This window comes from Halorussus pelagicus (genome assembly GCF_004087835.1).
GTDB lineage: Archaea > Halobacteriota > Halobacteria > Halobacteriales > Haladaptataceae > Halorussus > Halorussus pelagicus.
The window spans coordinates 429,788-451,662 of sequence record NZ_CP035119.1; the positions used below are offsets into that span (position 1 = coordinate 429,788).

At 62.3% G+C, this 21,875-nt stretch carries 23 protein-coding genes and 2 pseudogenes; 9 read left to right on the forward strand and 16 right to left on the reverse strand.

Annotation, left to right across the window (positions count from 1 at the left end; translation table 11 throughout):
- Nucleotides 1-73: 73 nt before the first annotated feature.
- From EP007_RS02195 to EP007_RS02205, 4 genes and pseudogenes are all read right to left on the reverse strand, one after another.
- A pseudogene (locus EP007_RS02195) lies at nucleotides 74-779 on the reverse strand (ABC transporter permease); the annotation flags it as partial.
- Nucleotides 771-1,465, reverse strand: a pseudogene (locus tag EP007_RS17855) (ABC transporter permease subunit); the annotation flags it as partial. The pseudogenes EP007_RS02195 and EP007_RS17855, both read right to left, overlap by 9 nt.
- A gap of 249 nt (nucleotides 1,466-1,714) precedes the next feature.
- Complete coding sequence (locus EP007_RS02200; protein WP_128476093.1) at nucleotides 1,715-2,107, reverse strand: hypothetical protein; 393 nt, start codon at nucleotides 2,105-2,107, stop codon at nucleotides 1,715-1,717.
- A 456-nt stretch (nucleotides 2,108-2,563) separates the two neighbouring features.
- Complete coding sequence (locus tag EP007_RS02205; RefSeq protein WP_128476094.1) at nucleotides 2,564-2,968, reverse strand: hypothetical protein; 405 nt, start codon at nucleotides 2,966-2,968, stop codon at nucleotides 2,564-2,566.
- A 183-nt stretch (nucleotides 2,969-3,151) separates the two neighbouring features.
- On the opposite strand from EP007_RS02205, the gene EP007_RS02210 reads away from it, so the two are divergent.
- Nucleotides 3,152-3,631, forward strand: coding sequence for an Rpp14/Pop5 family protein (locus EP007_RS02210; protein WP_128478478.1), 480 nt, complete (start codon nucleotides 3,152-3,154; stop codon nucleotides 3,629-3,631).
- Between the two features lie 4 nt (nucleotides 3,632-3,635).
- Nucleotides 3,636-4,400 (forward strand): archaeal proteasome endopeptidase complex subunit alpha, encoded by a 765-nt coding sequence (psmA, locus tag EP007_RS02215; protein ID WP_128476095.1) that lies wholly within the window; start codon nucleotides 3,636-3,638, stop codon nucleotides 4,398-4,400.
- Between the two features lie 177 nt (nucleotides 4,401-4,577).
- On the opposite strand, the gene EP007_RS02220 is transcribed toward psmA, so the two are convergent.
- The 8 genes from EP007_RS02220 to EP007_RS02250 form a co-directional block, all read right to left on the reverse strand.
- Nucleotides 4,578-5,375, reverse strand: a complete 798-nt coding sequence (locus EP007_RS02220; RefSeq protein WP_128476096.1) for a M14 family metallopeptidase — start codon at nucleotides 5,373-5,375, stop codon at nucleotides 4,578-4,580.
- 53 nt (nucleotides 5,376-5,428) lie between these two features.
- Complete coding sequence (locus EP007_RS17740) at nucleotides 5,429-6,109, reverse strand: DUF7344 domain-containing protein (protein WP_128476097.1); 681 nt, start codon at nucleotides 6,107-6,109, stop codon at nucleotides 5,429-5,431.
- Nucleotides 6,110-6,275: 166 nt separating this feature from the next.
- Nucleotides 6,276-6,761, reverse strand: coding sequence for a DUF309 domain-containing protein (locus EP007_RS02230; protein ID WP_128476098.1), 486 nt, complete (start codon nucleotides 6,759-6,761; stop codon nucleotides 6,276-6,278).
- Nucleotides 6,762-6,826: 65 nt separating this feature from the next.
- Nucleotides 6,827-7,027 carry a hypothetical protein gene (locus EP007_RS02235; protein ID WP_208023520.1) on the reverse strand — a complete coding sequence of 67 codons (201 nt, stop codon included), beginning with the start codon at nucleotides 7,025-7,027 and terminating at the stop codon, nucleotides 6,827-6,829.
- Between the two features lie 399 nt (nucleotides 7,028-7,426).
- The gene (locus EP007_RS17270) at nucleotides 7,427-7,573 is read right to left on the reverse strand and encodes a hypothetical protein (protein ID WP_166035404.1); all 147 of its coding nucleotides are present in this window, start codon (nucleotides 7,571-7,573) and stop codon (nucleotides 7,427-7,429) included.
- A 90-nt stretch (nucleotides 7,574-7,663) separates the two neighbouring features.
- Nucleotides 7,664-8,590: a DUF1028 domain-containing protein gene (locus tag EP007_RS02240; RefSeq protein ID WP_128476099.1), complete on the reverse strand. Its 927-nt coding sequence runs from the start codon at nucleotides 8,588-8,590 to the stop codon at nucleotides 7,664-7,666.
- Nucleotides 8,591-8,636: 46 nt separating this feature from the next.
- Complete coding sequence (locus EP007_RS02245) at nucleotides 8,637-9,014, reverse strand: DUF7528 family protein (RefSeq protein ID WP_128476100.1); 378 nt, start codon at nucleotides 9,012-9,014, stop codon at nucleotides 8,637-8,639.
- Nucleotides 9,015-9,230: 216 nt separating this feature from the next.
- Nucleotides 9,231-9,482 carry a hypothetical protein gene (locus EP007_RS02250; RefSeq protein WP_128476101.1) on the reverse strand — a complete coding sequence of 84 codons (252 nt, stop codon included), beginning with the start codon at nucleotides 9,480-9,482 and terminating at the stop codon, nucleotides 9,231-9,233.
- 186 nt (nucleotides 9,483-9,668) lie between these two features.
- Here EP007_RS02250 and EP007_RS02255 point away from each other — a divergent pair, with 186 nt between their 5' ends.
- The 6 genes from EP007_RS02255 to EP007_RS17860 all read left to right on the forward strand — a co-directional run bounded on the left by EP007_RS02255 (nucleotide 9,669) and on the right by EP007_RS17860 (nucleotide 14,006).
- Nucleotides 9,669-10,463: an inositol monophosphatase family protein gene (locus EP007_RS02255; protein WP_128476102.1), complete on the forward strand. Its 795-nt coding sequence runs from the start codon at nucleotides 9,669-9,671 to the stop codon at nucleotides 10,461-10,463.
- 92 nt (nucleotides 10,464-10,555) lie between these two features.
- Entirely contained in the window at nucleotides 10,556-11,020 is a 465-nt protein-coding gene (locus EP007_RS02260; protein WP_128476103.1) for an Lrp/AsnC family transcriptional regulator, read from the forward strand.
- A 122-nt stretch (nucleotides 11,021-11,142) separates the two neighbouring features.
- Nucleotides 11,143-12,270, forward strand: a complete 1,128-nt coding sequence (locus EP007_RS02265; protein ID WP_128476104.1) for a DUF63 family protein — start codon at nucleotides 11,143-11,145, stop codon at nucleotides 12,268-12,270.
- A gap of 182 nt (nucleotides 12,271-12,452) precedes the next feature.
- The gene (locus EP007_RS02270) at nucleotides 12,453-13,547 is read left to right on the forward strand and encodes a hypothetical protein (RefSeq protein WP_166035406.1); all 1,095 of its coding nucleotides are present in this window, start codon (nucleotides 12,453-12,455) and stop codon (nucleotides 13,545-13,547) included.
- 109 nt (nucleotides 13,548-13,656) lie between these two features.
- Nucleotides 13,657-13,863: a hypothetical protein gene (locus tag EP007_RS02275; protein WP_128476106.1), complete on the forward strand. Its 207-nt coding sequence runs from the start codon at nucleotides 13,657-13,659 to the stop codon at nucleotides 13,861-13,863.
- Nucleotides 13,864-13,895: 32 nt separating this feature from the next.
- The gene (locus EP007_RS17860; RefSeq protein ID WP_394346052.1) at nucleotides 13,896-14,006 is read left to right on the forward strand and encodes a DUF63 family protein; all 111 of its coding nucleotides are present in this window, start codon (nucleotides 13,896-13,898) and stop codon (nucleotides 14,004-14,006) included.
- A 43-nt stretch (nucleotides 14,007-14,049) separates the two neighbouring features.
- Here the strand turns inward: EP007_RS17860 and EP007_RS02280 are convergent, their stop codons facing one another.
- The 4 genes from EP007_RS02280 to EP007_RS02295 form a co-directional block, all read right to left on the reverse strand.
- Nucleotides 14,050-14,994 (reverse strand): hypothetical protein, encoded by a 945-nt coding sequence (locus tag EP007_RS02280; protein ID WP_128476107.1) that lies wholly within the window; start codon nucleotides 14,992-14,994, stop codon nucleotides 14,050-14,052.
- An 84-nt stretch (nucleotides 14,995-15,078) separates the two neighbouring features.
- On the reverse strand, nucleotides 15,079-16,857 hold the full coding sequence (locus tag EP007_RS02285; RefSeq protein WP_128476108.1) for a YcaO-like family protein: 1,779 nt from the start codon (nucleotides 16,855-16,857) through the stop codon (nucleotides 15,079-15,081).
- 81 nt (nucleotides 16,858-16,938) lie between these two features.
- A complete protein-coding gene (tbsP, locus tag EP007_RS02290; RefSeq protein WP_128476109.1) occupies nucleotides 16,939-17,763 on the reverse strand; it encodes a transcriptional regulator TbsP in 825 nt (274 codons plus the stop codon).
- A gap of 446 nt (nucleotides 17,764-18,209) precedes the next feature.
- Nucleotides 18,210-20,327 (reverse strand): hypothetical protein, encoded by a 2,118-nt coding sequence (locus EP007_RS02295; protein ID WP_128476110.1) that lies wholly within the window; start codon nucleotides 20,325-20,327, stop codon nucleotides 18,210-18,212.
- Nucleotides 20,328-20,429: 102 nt separating this feature from the next.
- Between EP007_RS02295 and glyA the strand changes: the two genes are divergently transcribed.
- On the forward strand, nucleotides 20,430-21,677 hold the full coding sequence (gene glyA / locus EP007_RS02300) for a serine hydroxymethyltransferase (protein WP_128476111.1): 1,248 nt from the start codon (nucleotides 20,430-20,432) through the stop codon (nucleotides 21,675-21,677).
- Nucleotides 21,678-21,875: the final 198 nt, after the last annotated feature.

A 21,875-nucleotide genomic window follows, 5' to 3' on the forward strand; every position in this document is an offset into this window, starting at 1 on the left:
AGCTTTCTTTCAAAATATACGTCTTTCTTAGGAAATGATGAAAGTTATTCTGGAACGGCGCGGAGCGGCCGACTCACTCCTCGGTCTCGTACGGTTCGCCGACCGCCGCCGGGACACGCGTGCAGCCGACCAGGTTCAGCACGACTAGCACCGCGACGTAGGAGAACAGACCGACGATGCTCCCCAGAAGCGAGATGCCGACCGTCTGGAACTGGACGTCCAACATGTCGGCCGCACCGAACAACAGCGACGCGCCGAACGCGCCCAGCGGGTTGTAGTTGCCAAAGAGGTACGCCACAATGGCTATCCAGCCTCGGCCGTCCCCCATCGTCACGCCGGTCCCGGTGAACCCACTTCCCGATGCCGATGGCGAGGACAGCGCCGCCTAGCCCCGCCAGCGCGCCCGAGAAGACGACCGCGGCGTAGCGCACGCGGTTCACGTCCACGCCCGCGGTGTCCAACGCCTCGGGGTTCCCGCCCGCGGCCTGCACCCAGTAGCCGTACTTGGTGCGGTAGAGGACGACCCATGCCGCGATAGCGAGGAGGACGGTGAAAAGCACCAACGGCGACACATCGAACAGAATCGGGCCGACGACCGGCACCTGCGCAAGCACCGGGACGGTCACGTTGTCGATGTTCGGGAGCGACGGACTGGAGACGCCGCCCCAGATGACCGTCGCGGTGAACGGACCGAAGCTGAGTCCGACGAACCAGACCGCCAGTCCCGCGACGATTTGATCGGCCTCGTACCGGATGATCAACACCAGCGTAGCGACGAACAGGACGACGAGACCGACCACGCCGTTCACCAGTTCCGGCGGCACGTCGAGCGTGAAGCCGATGTACTGACCGCCCGCGTCGAGACCGCCGAACAGGATTCCTGCGGGGACGACGCCGAGCGGGTTGTTCGCCGTGAGGAGGCTCACCGCGATGGCGTTGAAGCCGAACCGCGGGAACGTCTCGGTGTTGGGCGCAGACGCGCCCGCAGGCCGGAGGTACTGGTCAACGAGGAAGAAGACGACGCCCGACGCGATGAAGTTGAGCATGATGGTCGGATGACCTTGTTGGCGTCGGCGTAGGCCTTCACCAGTCCGGGGAGCGCCGCGTACGCGCCGCCAGCCAGAATCACCGCGAGCGTTCCCAGCCACATCAGCAGGACGCCCCCAACCGCGCCCTCGGGTAGTATCGGCGCGAGGAACAGCACCGTGACCGCGGTGGCAAACCCGCCGACGACGAACTGGCCCTGCATGCCGATGTTGAACACCCCCGCTCGGAACGCGACGGCAACCGCCACGCCCGCGAGGACGAGCATCGTGGACTGACGCAGGGTGAACGCGACGTTCGTCGTGCCGCCGTCCTGCGCGCCGACCCGTCCAGCGATGGCCGTCCCGCTGACGAGCGCGACTCCCGATTTGAGGAACTCTCGTCGGTCGAAGTCGCCAGCGGTCGGTCGCCAGCCTCGCACGGTCGTCTTCCCTGTCGCGCCTGCGTTTCGTGTTATTGTCTTACACTCCCGAGCGAGTTACTTCGCGTTCCTATAAAAATTGCCCGTTAAAATTGAACAAAAATTCGATGAAGGAACTCATCGATAGCGGTAGAAGACTGGCCGTCGTTTTCGGTCGAACAGTGACTACGTTCTCAGATGAGAGAGACTAACGAGAAGTCCACACAGAAATAAAATGCAAAAATTGACCGACTTCGGCAGGGTCGTCTCTTACTGGGTTACTTCGTCGGCTTTGTAGAAGACGTCAACGCCGCTGTCCCACGTCTTCTCGTCGAAACGGTCGAAGCCGTACACTCGGTACTGAGCGTAGTCGTCCGGGGTGGAGTTGATTTCGCCGTCGACTTCGCCCGAGACGATGAAGACGGTGTCGCCTCCATCGTCGTACTGGTCGAGGGTGAATTCGAGGCCAGGCTCTTGGACTTGAACGTCGTCGGCGTAGATCTCGATCTGGTAGCTACCTTTACCCTGAATGCGAAGGTAGCGGTAATCGAGGGCGGCGGCGGAACCGCTGGTCGCTGCGAGACCACCGGCAGCGACGGTCGCGGCTGCTGCACCTTTCTTTAGGACGTTACGTCGGCCCACGTCATTGCTTTCATCCGACATGCATTGAATACTAATTCGATTGAGTAACTAAAATTAATCGGTTTGCACCGTCTTTGTAAGTTTCTGCCATTCAGACAGCAGTATTATGCCTCGAAGAGCAAGCGGCTAGCCGAAATATCGACTGTCACGTACGCTCGCGGCCGTACGGTAAACGTTTCACGACACCGAGAGAGTAGTGATATCGAAACAGAAACGCAAAAATCGGGATGACGACCGGCTTACGAAGTGCAAAGAGAAAACCGCACTTTAGCGCGGGGAAGATGTCAAGATGCCCACAGAGCGTCGGCCTTCTAGTAGAGATCGACATTCGAGTCCTACATTCAATCGTCGAAGTACGGAACCCACAGAGTCCGAACTGGGCGTAGTCGCCAGAGTCGAATTCGTCGTTGAATCCTCCGAGAGCGGTTTCTTCGACTGTACTGACGCGCTACCGCAAAAAATGAGGTCGGGAACGGATTAGGACTGGCTCAGTTCGTCGGTCTTCCAGTAAACATCGACGCCGCTCTCCCAGGTACGGTCGTCGAACTTCTGGTGACCGTAGATCTTGAACTGAGCGTAGTCGTTGGGCGTCGAGTTGATCTCGCCGTAGACCTCTCCTGAGAGGATGTAGAACGAGTTGCCCGAACTGTCGGTGGCCTGCTCAACGTCGAGCGTACCATCGACACCGTTGTCGGTCACTTCGACGTTGTCTGCGTACACTTCGATCTGGAAGCTACCCTGACCCTGAACGAGGAGGTAGCGCCAGTCGAGTGCGGCGGCAGATCCACTAGTGGCGGCGAGACCGCCGGCAGCGACGGTCGCGGCCGCTCCACCTTTCTTCAGGACGTTACGTCGGCTCACGTTGTTGCTTTCGTCAGACATGCATTGAATACTAACGTAGTTGATTGACTAAAATTAATCGGTTCACATCTTCATTGTTACTTACTGACATTTATCTTAATAGTTGAATGATGGTAGAAATTATCAAATCGGCTGGGCGTCGAGCACGAGCGTACCGTGCAAACCACTAGCCTTCAAGCGGGTTCCGACCGAAGCGGAGACATCGTGAAACACCTCCCGAAACATCTCCGACCCAGATGGCGCTACCTCGCGGTCGAACTCGAATCGTGGCCCGACGCCGACATCGACCGCCGGGACTTCCAGCGGAGCGTCTGGTTCGCGGCACAGAACCTGCTCGGCGACGCCGGGAGCGCCGACGCCGACCTAAAGGTCCTCCAGTTCGAGTTCGGCGACGGCACCGGGGAAGCCATCCTCCGGGTCCGCCACGGCCAGGTCCAAGCGGCCCGCGCGGCGCTCGCCTGCGTGGACGAAATTCGAGACGACTCCGTCGGCCTGCGCGTCAGCGGTATAAGCGGTACGGTCCGTGCCTGTGAAGAAAAGTATTTAGGAGCAGACGGCCAAATTCGTGACGAGAGAAAAGTCGTGTTCGAGGACGCCCAGCGGTCGGCAGTCGAGCGAGACGGACTCCTCGACGTGCGGACCGACGGCGCGTTCGCGGGCGCGACGGAACTCGATTTCGAGTGATACTATGCAGGGACAAGCCCAACAGCAGGCCTACGACCGTGGGATTACCATCTTCTCCCCGGACGGACGGCTCTATCAGGTCGAATATGCCCGCGAGGCCGTCAAACGCGGCACTGCGAGCATCGGCATCCGCACCGAAGGCGGCGTCGTGCTCGCGGTGGACAAGCGCATCCGCTCGGAGCTGATGGAGCGGACCAGCGTCGAGAAGATTCACAAAGCCGACGACCACATCGGCATCGCCTCGGCAGGCCACGTCGCCGACGCGCGCCAGCTCATCGACTTCGCGCGCCAGCAGACGCAGGTCAACCGCCTGCGCTACGGCGAGCCTATCGGCGTCGAGACGCTGACCAAGGATGTCACCGACCACATCCAGCAGTACACGCAGGTCGGCGGCGCGCGCCCGTTCGGTGTCGCCCTCATCATCGGTGGCATCGAGGACGGCGAGCCGCGCCTCTACGAGACAGACCCGTCGGGCACTCCCTACGAGTGGAAGGCCCTCGCGGTCGGCGCGGACCGCGGCGAGATTCAGGAGTACCTCGAAGACAACTACAGCGAGTCGATGGACTTGGACGGCGGCATCGAACTCGCACTCCGCGCGCTCGGGTCGGTCAACGACGGCGAACTCAGCCCCGAGGGCGTCGGTCTCGCCACCGTGGACGCCGAGTCCGAGCAGTTCATGGAACTCACGAACGACGAGACCGAGGAGTACCTCGCCGAACTCGGCCTGCTCGGCGACGGTGACGACGAAGACGAGCCGGAAGAGGAGTAGAGGCCCCTTCTTTCCCGCGGTTTCGCTAATCGAGCAGTCGTGGGTGTTCAGCCGGAAGCGTGTCCGGGTTCTTTGCGGGGTCGCGCCAGCGCACGCCAAACGGACCGAGACGCGGAGCGCACGCTACGCCAGTGGGTCGTCGGTCGTACCGGAGCCAAAGGCCGGAGAATCAGATAGTCAGCCGTCGAGGACGCCGACGCGTTCGCCGCGGTAGCCGAAGACGTTCTCGTAGCCGTACGGCGACATCAGGACCGGGTAGAACGATTCGTCGGCGATTAGTTCGCGCTCGTCGGAGGCGGCGAAGCGCTCGCCCGCGGCGACGCGCTCGAAGTTCTGGGCGAACACACGGAAGTCGTCGTCACCGACCTTGGGCACCGGGCCACCGAGTCGGTAGACCTCGACTTCGTCGCGGTCGAATCCGGCGACCGGTTCGTCGTCGGGGAGGGCACCGGTCGCTTCGAGGAAGCCCCGAATCAGGTCCACGGCGTTGTCGGCGGCCTCGTCGGAGCCTTGCAGGCCGCACTCGACTTCGAGGACGTGGGGGTACTCGATGAGGCGGCCGTCGCTCTCGGCTTCGGTCTCGACCAGCACGGAGACCGGCAGATACGGGCAGACCGAGCGCGCGACCGCATCGACGGTATCGACCAGCGCGAAGGGGTCGGCGTACGACTGCGTGGAGTGGAGCGAGAGCGTCGTGCAGTCGCGCACCTCTCGGGAGAGCGCGGCGGCGAGTCGCCGCTCGTGGGTTTCGGCGTCCGGATCGCCCGGAAACGCGCGGTTCAGATCCTCCTCGACGTATCTGACGCCGCGGTCCAGCGCCTCCTCGTTGGCGACAATGAACTTGACTGGGCGCTCGACTGCTGGCGACGACGCGAGGAGACGCTCTATCGCCCGAACGCCGCACGGTTCGTCGCCGTGAATCGCGGCGACGACGGCGATTTCGGGGGTCCCCTCGCCCAACTGCTCGATTCGCATCGGAAGAAAAGGCGCACCGCGCGCTTTTGAGCGTTTCGACTCCAATCCGTCGATCAGTCGTCGGTCGGGTCACACAGCGCCCGAATCGGCGATTCGAGCGCGAGACCCGCATCGGTCAGCGCGACGTAGTCGTCGTCTTGGTCGTAGTCCACGAGGCCCGCGCGGGCGAGTTTCGGGACGTGCGTGTGATACAGCGACAGATAGACCTGCAACACGTCGTCGGCGTCGATTCGCGTGAGGGGTTCGCCGCGCTCGGCGATAGTCACCTCGTCGGCGAGGTCCGGGAGTGACAGGTCCTCGTGGTTTAGGAGCGTGACCAGCGCCTCGCGCCGCCGGAAATCCGCGAGCAGGCCGAGCAGCGAGTCCAGCGAGATAGGGTGGTCAGTCTGCTCGAACGACTCGATTATGGGAACCATCGCCTCGAACCGGGCGTCCTCGCCGTAGGCGACGAGTTCGCGCTCGGCGTCGTACGCCACGAGGCCCGCGTCGGCGAGTTTGGGCAAGTGGCTGTGGTGAAGTCGCGCGCGCAGTCGCTCTTCGTCGGTCTCCGTCTCCGCGAGTCGGTCCACGAGGTCATCGACGACGAGCGCGTCGTCGCTCTCGGCGAGGTGCCAAAGCAGGACCCGACAGTCCTCGTTTTCGAGAGCGTCGAACGTGGCATCGAGCGGGACGGCGCGCTCAGGACTGTGCGGGTTAGCGTCCGCCGTATCGGGGCAAGAGTCGGTCGTTGTCATATCGTGACCTCCGTCGGGTGTCGCGCGAGCAGTGAGAGACCGCTCTGGATTGACGAACGACGCCGATAGTATATAAGTTGTTGATTCGTTTTGATTGCGCAGGAGAGTTCGGGGGCAATCTACGGGAATCGTCAGCACACAGCGAGAAACAGAGGGAAACGCCGTCTCACTCCAGCGACTCCGCGTAGGCGAAATCCGAGTCGTCGGCGGTCGGGTACGCTCCGTCGAGCGAAATTCGCCACTCCTCCAGTACGGTCGGGTCGTCGAGCGCCCGAGTCATCGTCTCGCGCACGTCCAGCACGTCCACCCCGTAGTAGTCGCGGGGGACGCCGTGGAGGTACTGGAGCGCCGTCTCGAACAGCGACCGCATCCCGCCGTCGTCCTCGAAGTCGAAGTGCTTGTACGCGCCCGCGGCGACTTGGACCATCCCGTGGAGGAACGAACTCTCGGTGGTCCCGCTTCCGTAGTTGTACCACTCGTCTTCGAAGCAGTCGTGCGATTCGTGGAACTCGCCGACGTTGAACAGTCGAATCCCGTGGACCGTCGCCCGCCGGAGCGTGTCGTGTTCCCAGTGGCCCTCCGCGGGACGCCACCCGGTCGGGGTCCCGGCACGGGGCGGCCCGACCGATTCGTCGCGGGTGTGTTTGTCCATGCCGGAACGTCGTTCCGGAACCGGGTAAGAGTCGTGGGTCGGGTCGGTGGCGCTCCCTCGTCGCGTTAGACGGACCCCTCGCGCGCTACGGAGTGTGAACTCGCTTCGAGCAGGTCGAGCGCCCGCGAAAAGGCCTCCTCGCTGGTCTCGAACTCGCCTTCGTGGTCCCACTCGTCGTCGGCCATCACGTACACGTCGAAGTGACCGCCGCGGTACTCGTGGCTCTCGACGTAGAGTTCGCGCTCGACGCTCCCGTCGTCGTCCATCAGCAACCAGACGCCGAGTTCCTTGCCCCTTCGAGGTCGCGCCGTCGCTTCCAGTGCATCAAACCACGCTCACGAGTCGCACGCAATTAGGTCTTGGTGCCGCCTCGCGGTCGAGTCAGTACGAACGTTCGGAGCGACGAAGTCGGGACTATCGAAGTCGTGGGTGCTCGAAAGGAATATGGAAAGGAAAGCGGAACACGCGGGGGTGAAAAAGCCCCGCGAACCGCTTGCCGCCCTGAATTGGTCCCCGCTGACGCTTCGGCCCTCCAAGCGAAGCGTCAACTGAAACAAAACGCCGTAACAACTTAAACCTAACGCCGTCGGAACCCTGTACCGGTACCGGGGCGAAACACAGGTTTCAGAACATAGGTGTCGAAATTTTTCGAATTATTAGGTTAGTTAGATATGCTCTTCCTCCAGAACCCATCCGAGCGCCCGCTTGTAGTACGTAAACATCTGTCTGACGCCCTCGTGTCGCATCTCCTCGTCTTCGAGGTGTTCGGTCAGGAACTCGTACTGCTCGCGGATTTCCTCCTCGTCTCTCATGGGCGGTACGTTGGGTTTCGCGCGTAATGAGTTCGGCGGGAACCGCGTTCCGGATGTTCCGCGTTTTTCGACCGCGAACGGCCCGCCCGACTACTCGCGCTCCAAGCGCGACAGGCCGTGCCAGATGGCGTCAACCATGCGGTCTTCACCGTTGCCGACCGACTCGCTCCACCCGCGAGCGAGCGCGTCCTCGACGACCGCGAGGTCGTGGTTCTCGAAGTTGTTCATCCCGCGGAACGCTTCGAGGGCGTCGCGCTCGTCCTCGCCGAAGGTCTCTGTCGCCTCGCCGTCGTAGAACCCCAACTCCGCGAGCGTCGCGGTGACTTCCTCGGCGGTTTCACCCGATAGCTCCCGCACGTCGTCGGGTTCCTCGCGCTCCAGTAGGGTCACGTCGTAAAGCTTGAACACCCGTTCGAGTTCGTCGATTGGGGCCTCGTGGTCGTCCACGCGCACGTCTATCCAGCGGTCGTTCTTCCCGTCGTAACCGCCCTCGGGCTTGACGACGTAGAGCGCCGCGCTCTGCTCGCCGCGCTTGTCGCCGCCCGCCTCGTTGCCCGCGTGGAGCGCGGCGATGAGTTTCTCCGGCAGACCGCCCTCCGTGTCCCGGTAGGCGTCTTCCATCGCGTCGAGGGTCGCCTCGTTTTCGAGGATGTTTCCCTGCACCGTGTAGCTCTCGCCCTGCCGGTCGCCCGCGAACTCGAAGCACTCTTCGCCGGTGTACGCCGCGACGGAGCCGTCTCGCCCGACGACGCCGACCTGCCGCTGTGGTGCCTCGGGGTCGTCGTCGGTGAGTTCTTCGACTACTTCCTCGGCAGACTGCCCCTCGCGGAGCAGGTCGAGACCGTCCGGGCCGTAGGCAACGTTGGCGAAGCTCTGGGTGGCGATAGCTCCGGCGTCGGCGCTGGCGAACGGAACGACGGAGCCGACGCTGACGAACTTCGACTGGACGGCCACGCCGACCGCCTCGGTTTCGGGGTCGCGCGCGACGATGGAGAACGTGGATGGTCGCGGTTCCATGTCCGACTCCTCGGAATCGAGAGCGAAAAGCGTTCGCCAGTCGGTATCAGTCTCCGGTTTCACCTCCCGCGCTCCGGGGCGTTTCGTCGGTCTTGGTCGCGGTGAGGGGCTGGTGCTTGGCCAACTCACAGTCGAAGGCCGGATGCTCCGCGAAGTGATGAACCAGAACGTGCCTGCGCCCGCCGGTCAGCCCCGACCGCTCCACGTCCGCGGCGGTGAACGACTCGGGCAGACAGTCGTAGAGTCGCCGGATTTCGGCGACGCTCTCGAACACCTTTCGGTGGCCCGAGGAGTCCGCCCCGCGGCGCTCCACGACGTAACTGCCGTCCTCGCGGTGGGTCCCGACCGTGCGCACGAACTCTCGGCGCTCGGTCAACGCCTCGCCGAGCGCCGCGCGTAGCCGGTCGGCCTCGGCTCTGGTCAGGTCGTGAGTCTCGCCCGCGACGGTGACGGCGACAGTCTCATCGGCGTCGTCTCGGTCGGTCGCAGAATGGTTACGTTCCGCGGCGAATTTCTCGACCAGCCGCCGACTGGCGACTTACTCTATCCTCAGCAGGCTCGGTGAAGCCGTGACTCGACATCGTGGTCAGGTGTAGTTCAAGCGCGGGCTTAAAACTCCGGGTCGGGCCGAGCGTTCGACTCACAACTTCGCCGCGACGAGCGCAGCGACGACGACGTTGTACACCATCAGTCCGGTCAGGACCGCGCCAAGCGAAAGTCCGATGACCACCACGCCGACGACCACCCCATCGCCAGGTTCGCGCGCGACGACCACCGCCAGCGAGGACAGCGAGAGCAGTAGCACGCCGAGGGGGACGCCGTACTCCTGTAGGAAAGTCTCCGAGACGGGTACTCGGAACTTCAGGGGTCGGCGCTGGTCGCCCGCTTCCATGACTCACCCGACGACGCTCTGGGATATAAATTTTCAGGCATTTCGAGCGAAGGTTGCAGAGCGTCCGTGCGCGAACCGTGCGCTCGCGGCGTCGTCGCGCCGAGGTCGAAGGCTCGCTCCACCGTCGTTCCGAGCCGAAAGTGATGAATCGACAGGGCTTTTCCGACGACGCCCGACGACGAACACATGACCGACGACGCCGAGGAGCGTCTCGCAGTGGCGAAACGCGCCGCCAGCACGGGGAGCGAAATCGCCGCCGAGAGCTTTCGAGCGGACATCGAGGTGGAGACCAAATCCGAGAAGACCGACGTGGTGACCGAGGCCGACCGCCAGACCCAGCGGCGAGTCATCGAGGTCATCCGCGAGGAGTACCCCGACGACGCCATCGTCGGCGAGGAAGAGGACGAACTGAAGGAGGTGCCCGACGAGGGCGACGCGTGGGTGATAGACCCCATCGACGGGACGAACAACTACGTCCGGTCGATTCCGGTCTGGACGACCAGCGTCGCGGCGGTCCGGGACGGCGAACCGGTCGCCGCGGTCAACGACTGCCCTGCGCTCGGTGAGACGTACGTCGCCGGACGCGACGGCACGTACCGCGACGGGGACTCGGTCTCGGTCAGCGAGAAGACCGACCCCGAGACGTTCGCCGTCGCGCCGACCATTTGGTGGGGGTTCGACCGGCGCGAGGAGTACGCCGCGATCTGCCGAGAACTCGTCGAGCGGTTCGCCGACATCCGCCGGTTCGGTTCGGCGCAGGTGACTCTCGGGATGGTCGCGGCCGGGTCGCTAGAAGGCACGGTGACGAACGTCGATCCCAACCCGTGGGACACCGTGGCAGGAGTACACATGGTCCGGCAGGCGGGTGGGACCGTCACCGACCTTCAGGGCGACCCGTGGCGACACGATTCCGAGAGCCTCGTCGCTTCGAACGGCGAGACCCACGACGAACTGGTGGCGGCCGTCCGAGACCTCGACTGAGTCGGGTTCTGTCCTCCATCAGAAAACGCAATCCCCGATTTTGACGAGATGAATTCTAAGGATATTTAGCCTGAAAGAATCTGATGTAGGATATGGAACTCGATGAGACCGACCGAGAAATCTTGGAATCGTTACAAGAAGACGCGCGGACCCCGTTCAGCGAGATTGCGCGGCGCATCGATATGTCCAGTGCGACCGTCCACGACCGAGTCAACCGGATGGAGGACGCTGGCGTCATCGAGGGGTACCACGCGAAGGTAGACCCGAAGGCGCTCGACTACGGTATCTCGGCAGTCGTCGGCCTACAGGTCGAACAGGGACAGGAACAGGAGACGCTCGGCCGCCTCGAAGACATCGACGGCGTCCAAGAGGTTCATCTCACAACCGGTTCGTGGGACGTGCTGATGCGCGTGTACGCCGAGAACGCCGACCGACTCCGGGAACTCATGTTCGAGAACATCGCCCAGATGGACGGATTCGCCCGCTCGCAGACGATGGTCATCCTCGACAGCCCCTACGAGACCGAGGAGTTGCCCATCGACGGGAGCGAGGTCTGAGGACCCCGCAACGATAGCGACTCGACGGGCCGACGGAGCCTCCCGAGCAGACCTGGCTCTGTCAGTCGGCCGCGACGACCGAGACCGGAATCGTAAAACCGGCGGCTTGCGCTTTGAAAAACATGAGCACCGTAACCGAGGATATGGACTCAGAACGCCTCTGGGGCGGAGCGGTCGCCGCATTGCTGACCGCGCTCGTCGGCGGCATCTTCCTGTTCCCGGAGCGCGTCTACTACGGATTCGTCTGGCACTACTTCTGGGGACCGGTCGTCGCCGACGCCAAGAGCGCCCAGTGTGCGGCCTACGCCGACGGGTCGGTGAGCTTTCTCTACGATTCGGCCGCGTGTACCGCCGCGGCGGAACCGGTCGCGTACCCCGGCTACACGCTGATCTCTGAGGTCGGATACGCGCTCACGATGCTGCTGGCGCTGTTGGGCGTCGTCTTCATGCTCCGGCGACTCGACGTTGGTCAGGACCGAGAGCTGTTCTACGCGCTGTTCCCCTACATGCTGTTGGGCGGGGCCTTGCGCGTGGTCGAGGACGCCTTCGACGGTCTCGATCCGGCGCAGGCCGCCATCACGTTCCCGTGGAACACGCTCATCATCAGCCCGGTCATCTACTTCACGATGTTCGCGGTCACGCTGGCCGCGCTCCTCGGGAGCGTCTGGCTCCGCAACGCGGGCGTCACCGACAGCTACCGGTACTCCGTCGCGGGCGTCGGCGCGGCCCTCCTCTCGGTCACGGTCGGCTATCTGGGTTTCCTCTCGTCCACGACCGACTACGTCGATTTCTTCCCTCAGATTACGGCCGTCGTCCTCGTCGGCGCGACGCTCGTGACGGTTCTCACGTGGGCGGCCGTCAAACGCTACGCGCCAGAGGTCAACCGCGGCACGGGTCGGATGGGTATCGTCGTCATCTGGGCGCACTCGGTTGATGGCGTGGCCAACGTCGTCGGCATCGACTGGGCGAAAGAACTTGGGCTTCCCAGAGATCTTGAGCCAAAACATCCAGTAAACGAAGCGCTCATCGACGTCGGAAAACAATTTCCTGAGCCGGTAATAGACGTGGTCGGGGCGGCTTGGCCGTTCCTACTGGTGAAAATCGTGGCCGCGGTGTTCGTCATCTGGGTATTCGACGAGCAGATCTTCGAGGAGAGTCCGCGCTACGCCATCCTTCTGCTCGTGGCCATCGTCGCGGTCGGCCTCGGCCCTGGTACGCGAGACATGCTGCGAGCGACGTTCGGCGTCTAAGAGAAGTACTCCATTTCACCTAAGTATTTTAGTAACCACCACTGTTGAACAATGGCAGAGTTACACTCAGTCGGCAAATACTCCATTATACTAGTGGACATGATTTAACTCATATCTATTATACATTATATAACTTATTCTTAGAAAGATATTTTAATTAACACCATCACCCATTAATTGCGATGTCAAAAGATAAAAATAGATGTTCAATGCGACGTAGAAATGTTCTCAAAGCAGGCGCTGGACTTCTCGTTGGAGGAACCTCAGTACTGGGTAGCGCTAGCGCGAAACTTAGTGACTCTGTCAAAGCCGCAAAAGTGCGTGGCACTCTCTCGGACCCCATCACCCGTGGTGCGCTGGAAGATGCCGTTGACGAACTTCTCGAAGACGTCGATGCTGAGTTTAGTGAAAGTAGACGCCAACAACTCCGTCAGCATGACGTCTCAGAAACTGGTGACATCGTTGCGTTCAACGCAGTTGTCAACAATGGGAAACCGTCCGTCTATTACGGAATCCGAGGGAAAGACGAAGAGACTTCCTCTCTGTCCACCTCATCGACTGACGATACGGACCTCTTCCGAAAAGCCGACGCTCACCTAGAGGCCAAGAAACAAGAGTCTAATCCACAGTTCTCGACGATGTCGTCCGAGTTCACTCAGATTTCGGACAAACGTCTCGATTACGAGAGTAACGAGATTGCGCCGAGTAACGTTCAGTTCCGAATCTACGAGAATGAATGGAACAACAACTCGGACGTCATGGTGTACCAGACAAGAGTCGATCAGCGGTTGGCCGACTACATCGACGATGCTTGGAAGGGACAAATCGAGAATGCACGAATGACTCACGACTGGAACAAGAGCAACGGTGCAAAACTTGAGGATTGGAGTCCTGCCGGAGCAGAGGAACAGAGCGGATCCGGCACTGCAACAGTCAGCATCGGGCCTAGTGGGCCTTCGGCATCGTACACATACGATTTCAAACAGGAGGAGGTCACCGTTGAGGACGAAAGCCCGTTCGAGGAAGAGACAGCGGAAGCTTTCATCGATGTTCCCCAATCGGACGCAAGTGTTGCTTGTGACCGATACCGGGCATACAATGCAAGCATAGGTCTCTTGGACGAGTTCACCTATAGTGGGTCTCTGCCAACGCCGCACATCTGGACCGAGTTCCACGGTGCTTTCATGTATCCCGAAAATTGTAACGACGGGAGCGGCTTGTGCCCGATGGCAGAAGAGAGTGTGGACCTCTCGTACAACTTCGCTCAAGGAATTTAGATTCCAGAATCAGACACTTTACTTGTTTAATTTTTGCTAATCTCAAGAACAGTAGTAAAATCCTATATCAAAAATAAAAGTATTTATATTCTGTATGTATTTGTAATGTATGGCTGAGCAATCCGAGATGCGTGAGTTAGTAAACCGACTTCGGGCCATTCAATATGTAGTTGCTGCTCTAATCTTCGGAGTGCTTTCGATTAGTGCCGTCTTGATGCCTGATGGTCAAAACTTCTCTCTCATTCTTATGTCTGTTTCAATAGGTATCCTATTTGTATCATTTCATATTGCTACTAAAGATGAAAAGATTTCTTGATATTAGATTCTCCCACGCTGTTCGTCATCTAGGTGTTCGACGAGGAAAGTCCGCGCTACGCCATCCTCCTGCTCGTGGCCATCGTCGCGGTCGGTCTCGGTCCCGGCACGCGGGACATGCTCCGGGCGACATTCGGCGTCTGAAACCCGTCTCTTCCTCCAGTCCCGATTTCGAGCCAGTTCGTCCTCACGCTCGCGCGCGAGCGAGCAGTCGCTCCGCGCCAGCGGTCGTGACGCAGGCGACGAACGCGACGGTTCCGAGTTTCCCGCCCGCGCCGGGGACCGCCGCCGCGACGCCGACGAAGACCAGTCCGCAGACCGCCCCGGCCAGCGCGACTCGCGCCTCGCCGTCGAGACGCTCCGCCGAGGACATGCCGACGAACGACGCGCAGAACGCGACGGCGGCAAGCGTCTCGCCAGCCCCCGCCAGAATCGTCGGGAAGCCGAGTCCGGCGACCAGACCGACCAGCGCCGACCCGACCACCGCACCGAGTTCGAGGCGGAGGCTCAGGACGACGGTGAGGACGGCCGCCACGACTGCGACCGGCACGAAAAGAACCGCGTCGGTCCACGGGAGCGCGCTCCCGGCGGCGTAGTCCGCCCCGGTGAGGGCGGCCGTAGTCGCGCATCCGAACAGCGCGAGCGTGCCAAGTTTTCCTCCGAATCCCGAAAAGGCGCGGTCGGCGGCGACGAACGCGAGGCCCGAGAGCAGGCCCGCGACTGCGAGGTAGCCGACCGAGGGGAAGAGCGCGGGCGAGGCCATGCCCACGAACGACCCGCAGTAAGCCGAAACGCCGACGTTTGGGACGGCGACGCCCGCGAAGAGACCGACCAGCGCCGAGGCGACAACCGGCCCGAGACCGGCGTTGACACTCAGCCAGTAGGTGAGGACCGCGGCCACGGGGACCGCGAGCGCGTCGAGGGCGTCGCTTCGGTCGAGTTCGGGCGCGTCCGGCGCGACGAGCGCGCGTTCGCGCTCGCGCGCCGCCGCGATACCGCCCGCGAGAACAATTCCGCCTTCGAGACCGACGGCGGTCGCCGAGACACCGCCCGCGGACAGCGCACTGGCGAGCAAGATAACGGGCGTGACCAACAGGACGGCGTAGCCTGCGAGACGAGTCAGCGCGTACACGCACGGTCGTAGTCAGGCGACCGCTGTAGTGCGTTGCGGTTCCGGGCTGAATTGCCGCCGGTAGCGTTCCGGAGTCGCTGAGCGTCAGGGGTAGGGGTGCAACTCGCGGTCAAGTCGGGCCTCGAAGCCCAACTCCGGCGGAACCTCGCCCAATCGCTCGCCGAAGAACGACTCGCCGGTGAACAGCGGTTGGGCCTCGGGCACCACGACCCGAACCGCCTCGAAACCCGCACGCTCCACGTCGCGGGTCGTCAGGCGTGCGCCATAGGCCGACAGGTCGGCGTCGGCGAGGCGGGAGAGAACCGCGTCGAGTTCGGTCTCGCCGGTGGGCGCGTCGGCCGGGCCGACGCTCCCGGCGGGAATCGCGGTCTCGGCCGCGACAAATTCGCGGGCGGTTTCGGGGAAGTCTGCGTACCGGCCGATTGCGCCGTCCGCGTCGGCGGCGTCGTCCTCGCCCATCGAGCGCAACTCCATCCAGTTCTGGAGCGCCTCGGCGAGCGCGGACGTCGCCGCGCTCGCCGGGTCGAGGTCGGCGTCCGAGCCAACCGCGAACCGCGGCCACTCGCCCTCGCGGTGGACCGCGACCGCGACCACCGGCACGTCCACGTCCTGCGTGACCAGCAGGGGCGTCACCGACAACTCCTTCGCGCGTGCGCGTGATCTGAGCGCGTCGAATCGCTCGTCCTCGACCGCAAGTTCGAGCGGGTCGAACGTCGAGTACCACGAGAGTATCGTCGCGTCGCGCTCGATGACCTCGTAGAGTCCAGCGAGCAGTGCCTCGACGGTCGAACTGCCGAGTCCCAGTCCAGTCGTGATGGAGGGCTTGTAGCGGACTTCCGGCGGCGGGAAGTGGACGAACTCCGCGGGGAGGTCCACGGCGTCCCCGCTGTGGAGGTTCCGGCCAGCGACCCACGCCAGCGTCTCGTCCGCGTCGGCGTCGGTCCACCCCTCCGGCCGGACGAACCTCGCCGGTTCGACCGCCGAATCGAGGTCGGCTGCGCGAGCGGTCTCGAACCTGTCGGTCCGGTAGACGCCCGCGGCGTAGCGTTCAAGCGCCTCGCCGAGTGCCTTCATCAGCGCCGCGTTCCAGTCGTCGGCGACGCCCGCGGCCTGTTCGGCCGCCTGCGCGTCGCTGAACCCCGTCGTGTCGGCGACCTCCGCGAGGTAGTACGGCGCGGGGAACGACTCGGCCTCGCCGATGGCGGAGACGATTCCCACGCGCTCGTCAACGGCCTGTTCGGCCCGCGAAAGCGTGGTCTCTAACTCGGTGTCGGCGTACTCGGGGTCGAGTGACGAGGGGAGGCGCAGACTCGCGTCGGACTCGTCGTCACAGACCCCACATCCCGGTACGGGGAGCAGGGTTCGCTCGGCGTGGGGCACCTCCACGACGCCGCCGAGGACCGACGACTCGCCGCCCGACAGAAGGGTTTCGGCCTCGCGCCCGGCGAGCGCGCCCGCGAAGCGCGCGCTCGCCGGAGAAACCTCGCTTGGGTTGGATTCGGGTTCATCGGACCCCTCGCGTTCGTCGTCCAGATTCGCGGCGACGCGCGTCCGAAGACAGCGCCAGCAGGCGGTTCCCGGTGCGAATCCCGAGACCGCGGCGTCGATGTCGAGTGCGTGACCGCCAACACCGCCGAGTTCGACCGCGAGCCACGGCGTCCCGCCGTCGCGGGCCGCGCGGTTCGCCATGGCGAACCGCGCGTCGCGGTGGTCGTCGGCTCTGCCGACGACCACCGCGAAATCGACAGTTGCGACGTTCTCGGGTTCACACTCGACGGTCTCAGTCCCCGTATCGGCGAGCGCGGCCCTCACGGCGTCGATTGCCGGACCTGCGCCCACGAGTCCGACTGTCGGTGCGTTCATAGCGGTAGCGACGGAATGCGACCGGAAAAACGCGCTGCTATCGCTCGGGAGCTACGGCGCGAAAAAGTGACGAGTTCGGAATTAGTTGAGGAGGCTCTGTGCCGCGCTGGCGAGCTGGTCGGTCTCCGCGTCACGGAGTTCGTCGTTGGCCAGCTTCAGGCGCAGGCGCGGGCGGCCGACATCGATGGGAACCTTCTCGGTACCGATGAGACCCGTGTCTTCGAGCTTCGTCTTCGTCCGGGAGAACGTCGCCTTGCTGGCGATGCCAACGTCCTCTCCCCACTTGCTGATGTCGTACAGCAGGGCCTCGTTCTTCGCGGCGACGAGCAGGCTGATGGTGACTTCGTCGAGTCCGTCACCGTCGCCACGGGCAGTCTCCATCGAGGACAGGACCTCGTCGAAGTCGTTCTGGGCGTCCGGGCTGATCTCGTCGCCGAGCGTGTCGCGGACGCGCGAGAGCGGCGGCGTGCGCAGCGAGAACTCGTCGGCCGACTCGAACTGTGCGGAGTACGAGTCGTAGGCCTCCGCGACGAACGCCTCGTCATCGGCGGTGAGACCGCCGACGCGGTCGTCGGCCGTCACGAGCGCGATGACGACTTCGTCGGTGACGAGCAGGGAGTTGCTCGGAACCTCGTCGGTGGTGCGCAGCGAGAGCGCCCCCGAGTCGATGAGGTCGGCCGCGTTACTAGCGACGATGAAGTCCTCCATCACGTCCTTCAGGGTGCCCAACTGCGCGAGCATGCGCAGTTCCGGCAGGTCGCCCTCGTACGTGGTGGCGACGTCGATCAGTTCCTCGATGGCATCCTCCGACGGGTTGACGACGAGCATCGATTCGGGTGCTTCATCGATGACCGTCCGAAGGATTTCGGTGATTTGTTGGTCGAGTAAATTCGATTCGGTCTCCATATACCCACAAACGTTTTACTCCTACTTAATTTTAACGTTAGTAACGGAGGGAAATCACAGATTATCCGGGGAGAGCCGAGAGACAGTTTAGCAATTCAAAGATGATTTAGGAACCGGTTTTGGGTTCTGTGTCTACCTCGTCGTAATTAATATATCAGATTTTAAATCAACAGGGGAGAAGACGGTGAGAGACGAACCTTCAGCATTCGCGTCATCTGTGAGTAGGTTTAATGGCGGGTTTCCCGTGTTATCCGGCATTTACCTTCCACATGAAATATGCAAAACAATAAAGTAGTGAGGGGCACTAACAAGAATCAAGCCATGCGAGATAAGATTCGACGATGGGTCATGGAGAATCCGCGAGCGATGGACGCAGCGTACGCGATGGCAGTGGGAGGGACACTCCTGGTTACTATCCAGGACGCGGCAGGTGGAAGTGGTGGTCCTTAGGAACTGTTAATTCGGTGCAAAAGTTCTTCGGACCAGAACAAATCGCCGTCGTACACGAACGGCGCTTTTGCGCGTTCTAGAAATGCGAGGAGCTCCGTCTGATTGACAGTAAAATTCGATTCCGAACTCTGTAGTCGCGGCTTTTCTTGATTGCTGCGATAAAGTTCGTAAACGCCGCCAACATGAGGTATCGAGAGATTTCTGTACGTGACTTCGTATTGGTCGCCTTTATGTTCGAGCGTTGCTAAAGCGGGGAACCGATTGTCACACTGCGTGAGTCGATGCGTTCCGTCGCCGACGACCGCGTAGTCTTTGCCCATCATGATGCGGCGTCGGGCGAGTTGAATCGCGTGTGCAATGTCGTAGCCGTGAATCAGGAGTCGGGAGAACGCCACGCCGACCTTCGCGGCCTGCTTGTTCAGGACCTTCGTGAACGTCACCGCGCCCGCGACGCTCCCCTTCTTGATGAGGTCGTGGCCTTCGTAGTAGGAACCGCAGGCGTTCAGGAAGAACGTCTGGACGTTGCTCTCCTCGATGTTTGCCACCGAGAGATTGCCGTTTCGACACCGCAGACCGTCTTCCTCGCAGTGTCCGATGTAGTGAACGAAATCCAGGGGTGACTCCAACACGTCCGCGAGTTCGGCCTTCGAGAGGCCTTCGTGGACGGTGACGTTGATGGGAAGATTCTCGGCGCGCTCCTCGTAGATTTCGGCGACCGACTCGTGTTCGTCAGCCATCTCGTCGTCGTTGAGGATGACGGTCACGTCGATGTCGTCGTCCTCACGGTTCAGGTACTTGAAGCGGTTTTCGTAGGCTTCGGGAACCGTCTTGAACACGTCTATTGGCACGCCATCGGCGAGCCACCCGTTGACCTGCCCTTCGTGGAGAACTGGGTCGCGTCTATCGACGGATTCGACTGAGCCGGGTCCTTTCCGAGCCATCGCGGCGCGCTCTCTCGGGGTGGCCAACGTCGAAGGCGGCGTCTCGGAGTCGCCCGCGCGGTAGAAATCGTCGATAGACTTGTTCAGCAGTTCATCTTTCTCCAAGTCGGTCGATTCGGGAGGGTAGACGAGCGAGAGATTGTCGAGCAAGTATGGGAGCGAGGTCGAGTTGTCCGAGCAGGGTTCGACGTGCATGGCGAGGTGCCACTCCGGCAGGTCGTCGTCGATGCGCCGGTAGGGCGCGTCGAGATACGTCGCCAACTGCTCGGCCGGTGTGGACTCGTAAGTCGCTTCGGCGTCGATGCCAATATCATCCAACAGCGGGAGTTCCGCGAGGTCCCAACTGTACTCGCCCGCGTTCCGAACGAGGCAGTCGAGGAAGAACACCCGCCGGAGGAGGTCGGCAACCTCGTGTTGGAAGCCGGGGAAGGGAGTCAACCGGTGTTCGACGCCTGCCTCAGGCGCGCGAATCACCGGCGAGCGGCGGTCCTCGACGGACATCTCGGCCTGTAGATAGTACGCAAGCGGTGCCGCGACGAAGGCGTACTTGAACTCGTCGGGAATCGCCACCTCGATTCCCACGTCGAATCGTTCGTCACGGACTGGCTCCGGAATATCGGTCTCGTCATCGAGTTCGACGCGGGGCGGATGGCCTCGAAGCGTCGGATACGACCGGTCGGGACCCGTGACCTTGTGCGACGACGAGAGGTGCGTGACCGCCGTCGCCAGACCGTCCGGCGTCGGCGGCACCGTGATGGTATCGACTGGCACTTCGTGATGGCTCCGGAAGCCGAGAGTCACGAGCGTCGGTTCGGGGAACGAGACGTGAAGTTCGTTGTAGTCGTCGGTTTTCGAGATGGTCGCGGTCCCCGAAAAGCGCACGTAGGTCTTGATATTGAGACTGATATCGAGCAGATACTCGTCGCTCGAAAGATCAAGCGGGTCCGCGTCGCCGCCGTGCGTGTACTCCTCCCCGGAGTTGAGACCGAGTATCTTCACCAGTGCGGCGGGGAATCGAAGCTCCGAGACGTAGCCCGATATGGTCTCGTCGAGAGCGCGGTCCACATCGTAGCCCGTCCCCGTGGCGTTCCAGTCGCTGGTCTGGATACACACCTCCGTCTTCGTACGGTCGAACACGCGCAACTCGGACTCTGTCTCCTCCCACTCTATCATGTCGGCGTCGTACAAGGTGTCTCACCGGGAGTTTATATTTTTGTCGCCGAGTTCTCCCACGCGAAAGGTAAGCTTATACTCCGGGATGCCGCGATTTTTGATATGGAGTACGACCGCGTCCGCGATGTTGACCCCGAGGTAGCAGACGCCCTCGAAGCAGAGGTAGAGCGCCAGCGCGACACCTTGGAGATGATCGCCAGCGAGAATCACGTCAGCGAGGCTGTGATGGAGGCCCAAGGGAGCGTCCTCACCAACAAGTACGCCGAGGGCTACCCCGGTTCGCGCTACTACGGCGGGTGTGAACACGTCGATACCGTCGAGGAAGCGGCAATCGAACGCGCCGAGGAGTTGTGGGGTGCCGAACACGTCAACGTCCAGCCCCACTCTGGCACGCAGTCGAACATGGCGGTCTACTTCGCCATGCTCGACCCCGGCGACAAGATTCTCTCGCTCGACCTGACCCACGGCGGCCACCTGAGCCACGGCCACCACGCCAACTTTACCGGACAACTCTACGAGGTCGAGCAGTACGAAGTGGACCCCGAGACGGGGTATCTCGACTACGAGGCGCTGCGCGACCACGCCGAGGAGTTCGACCCCGACATCATCGTCTCGGGCTACTCGGCGTACCCCCGCGAGGTCGAATGGGAGACGATTCAGGAGGCCGCCGACACGGTGGACGCCTACCACCTCGCGGATATGGCCCACATCACGGGTCTCGTCGCCGCGGGCGAACACCCCTCGCCGGTCGGTGTCGCCGACTTCGTGACCGGTTCGACTCACAAGACCATCCGCGCGGGCCGGGGAGGGATGGTGCTGTGCGACGAGGAGTACGCCGACGACATCGACTCGGCGGTGATTCCGGGGATGCAGGGCGGTCCCCTGATGCACAACATCGCGGGCAAAGCGGTCGGCTTCGAGGAAGCCCTTCAGCCCGAGTTCGAAGAGTACGCGTCCCAGACCGTCGAGAACGCGAAAGCTCTCGGCGAGAGGCTACAGGACCACGGCTTCTCGCTCGTCTCAGGCGGCACCGACACCCACCTCGTGCTGGTGGACCTCCGGGAGTCCCACGAGGACGTGACCGGCAAGGACGCCGAGGAGGCCCTCGAAGACGTTGGCATCGTCCTGAACGCCAACACCGTGCCGGGCGAGACGCGTTCGCCGTTCGTCACCAGCGGCATCCGGGCCGGAACGCCCGCGCTCACGACGCGCGGGTTCGACGAGGAGGACTGCCGGTACGTCGGCGACCTTATCGCGCGCGTCGTGAACAACATCGACGATGAGGACGTGAAGGCCGAAGTCGCCGAGGACGTGCAGGAACTCTGCGAGGCGAATCAGTTGTACGAATAATGCGCTTCGCCGACTCGGTAATCAGGAATTAACGCCGGTATTCTCTCTTTTGTTACCTCGTACGCAGTGAATACTACGCGAGCGCCGAGACCCAACCGCATTCGCCCGTAGAATTGTAATGCAAGTACGTGTATCGAACGAGGTTTCAGGGGCAGAAAATACGCACGAACCCGAGGGTTGAAGACGCTCGGCGTCCCA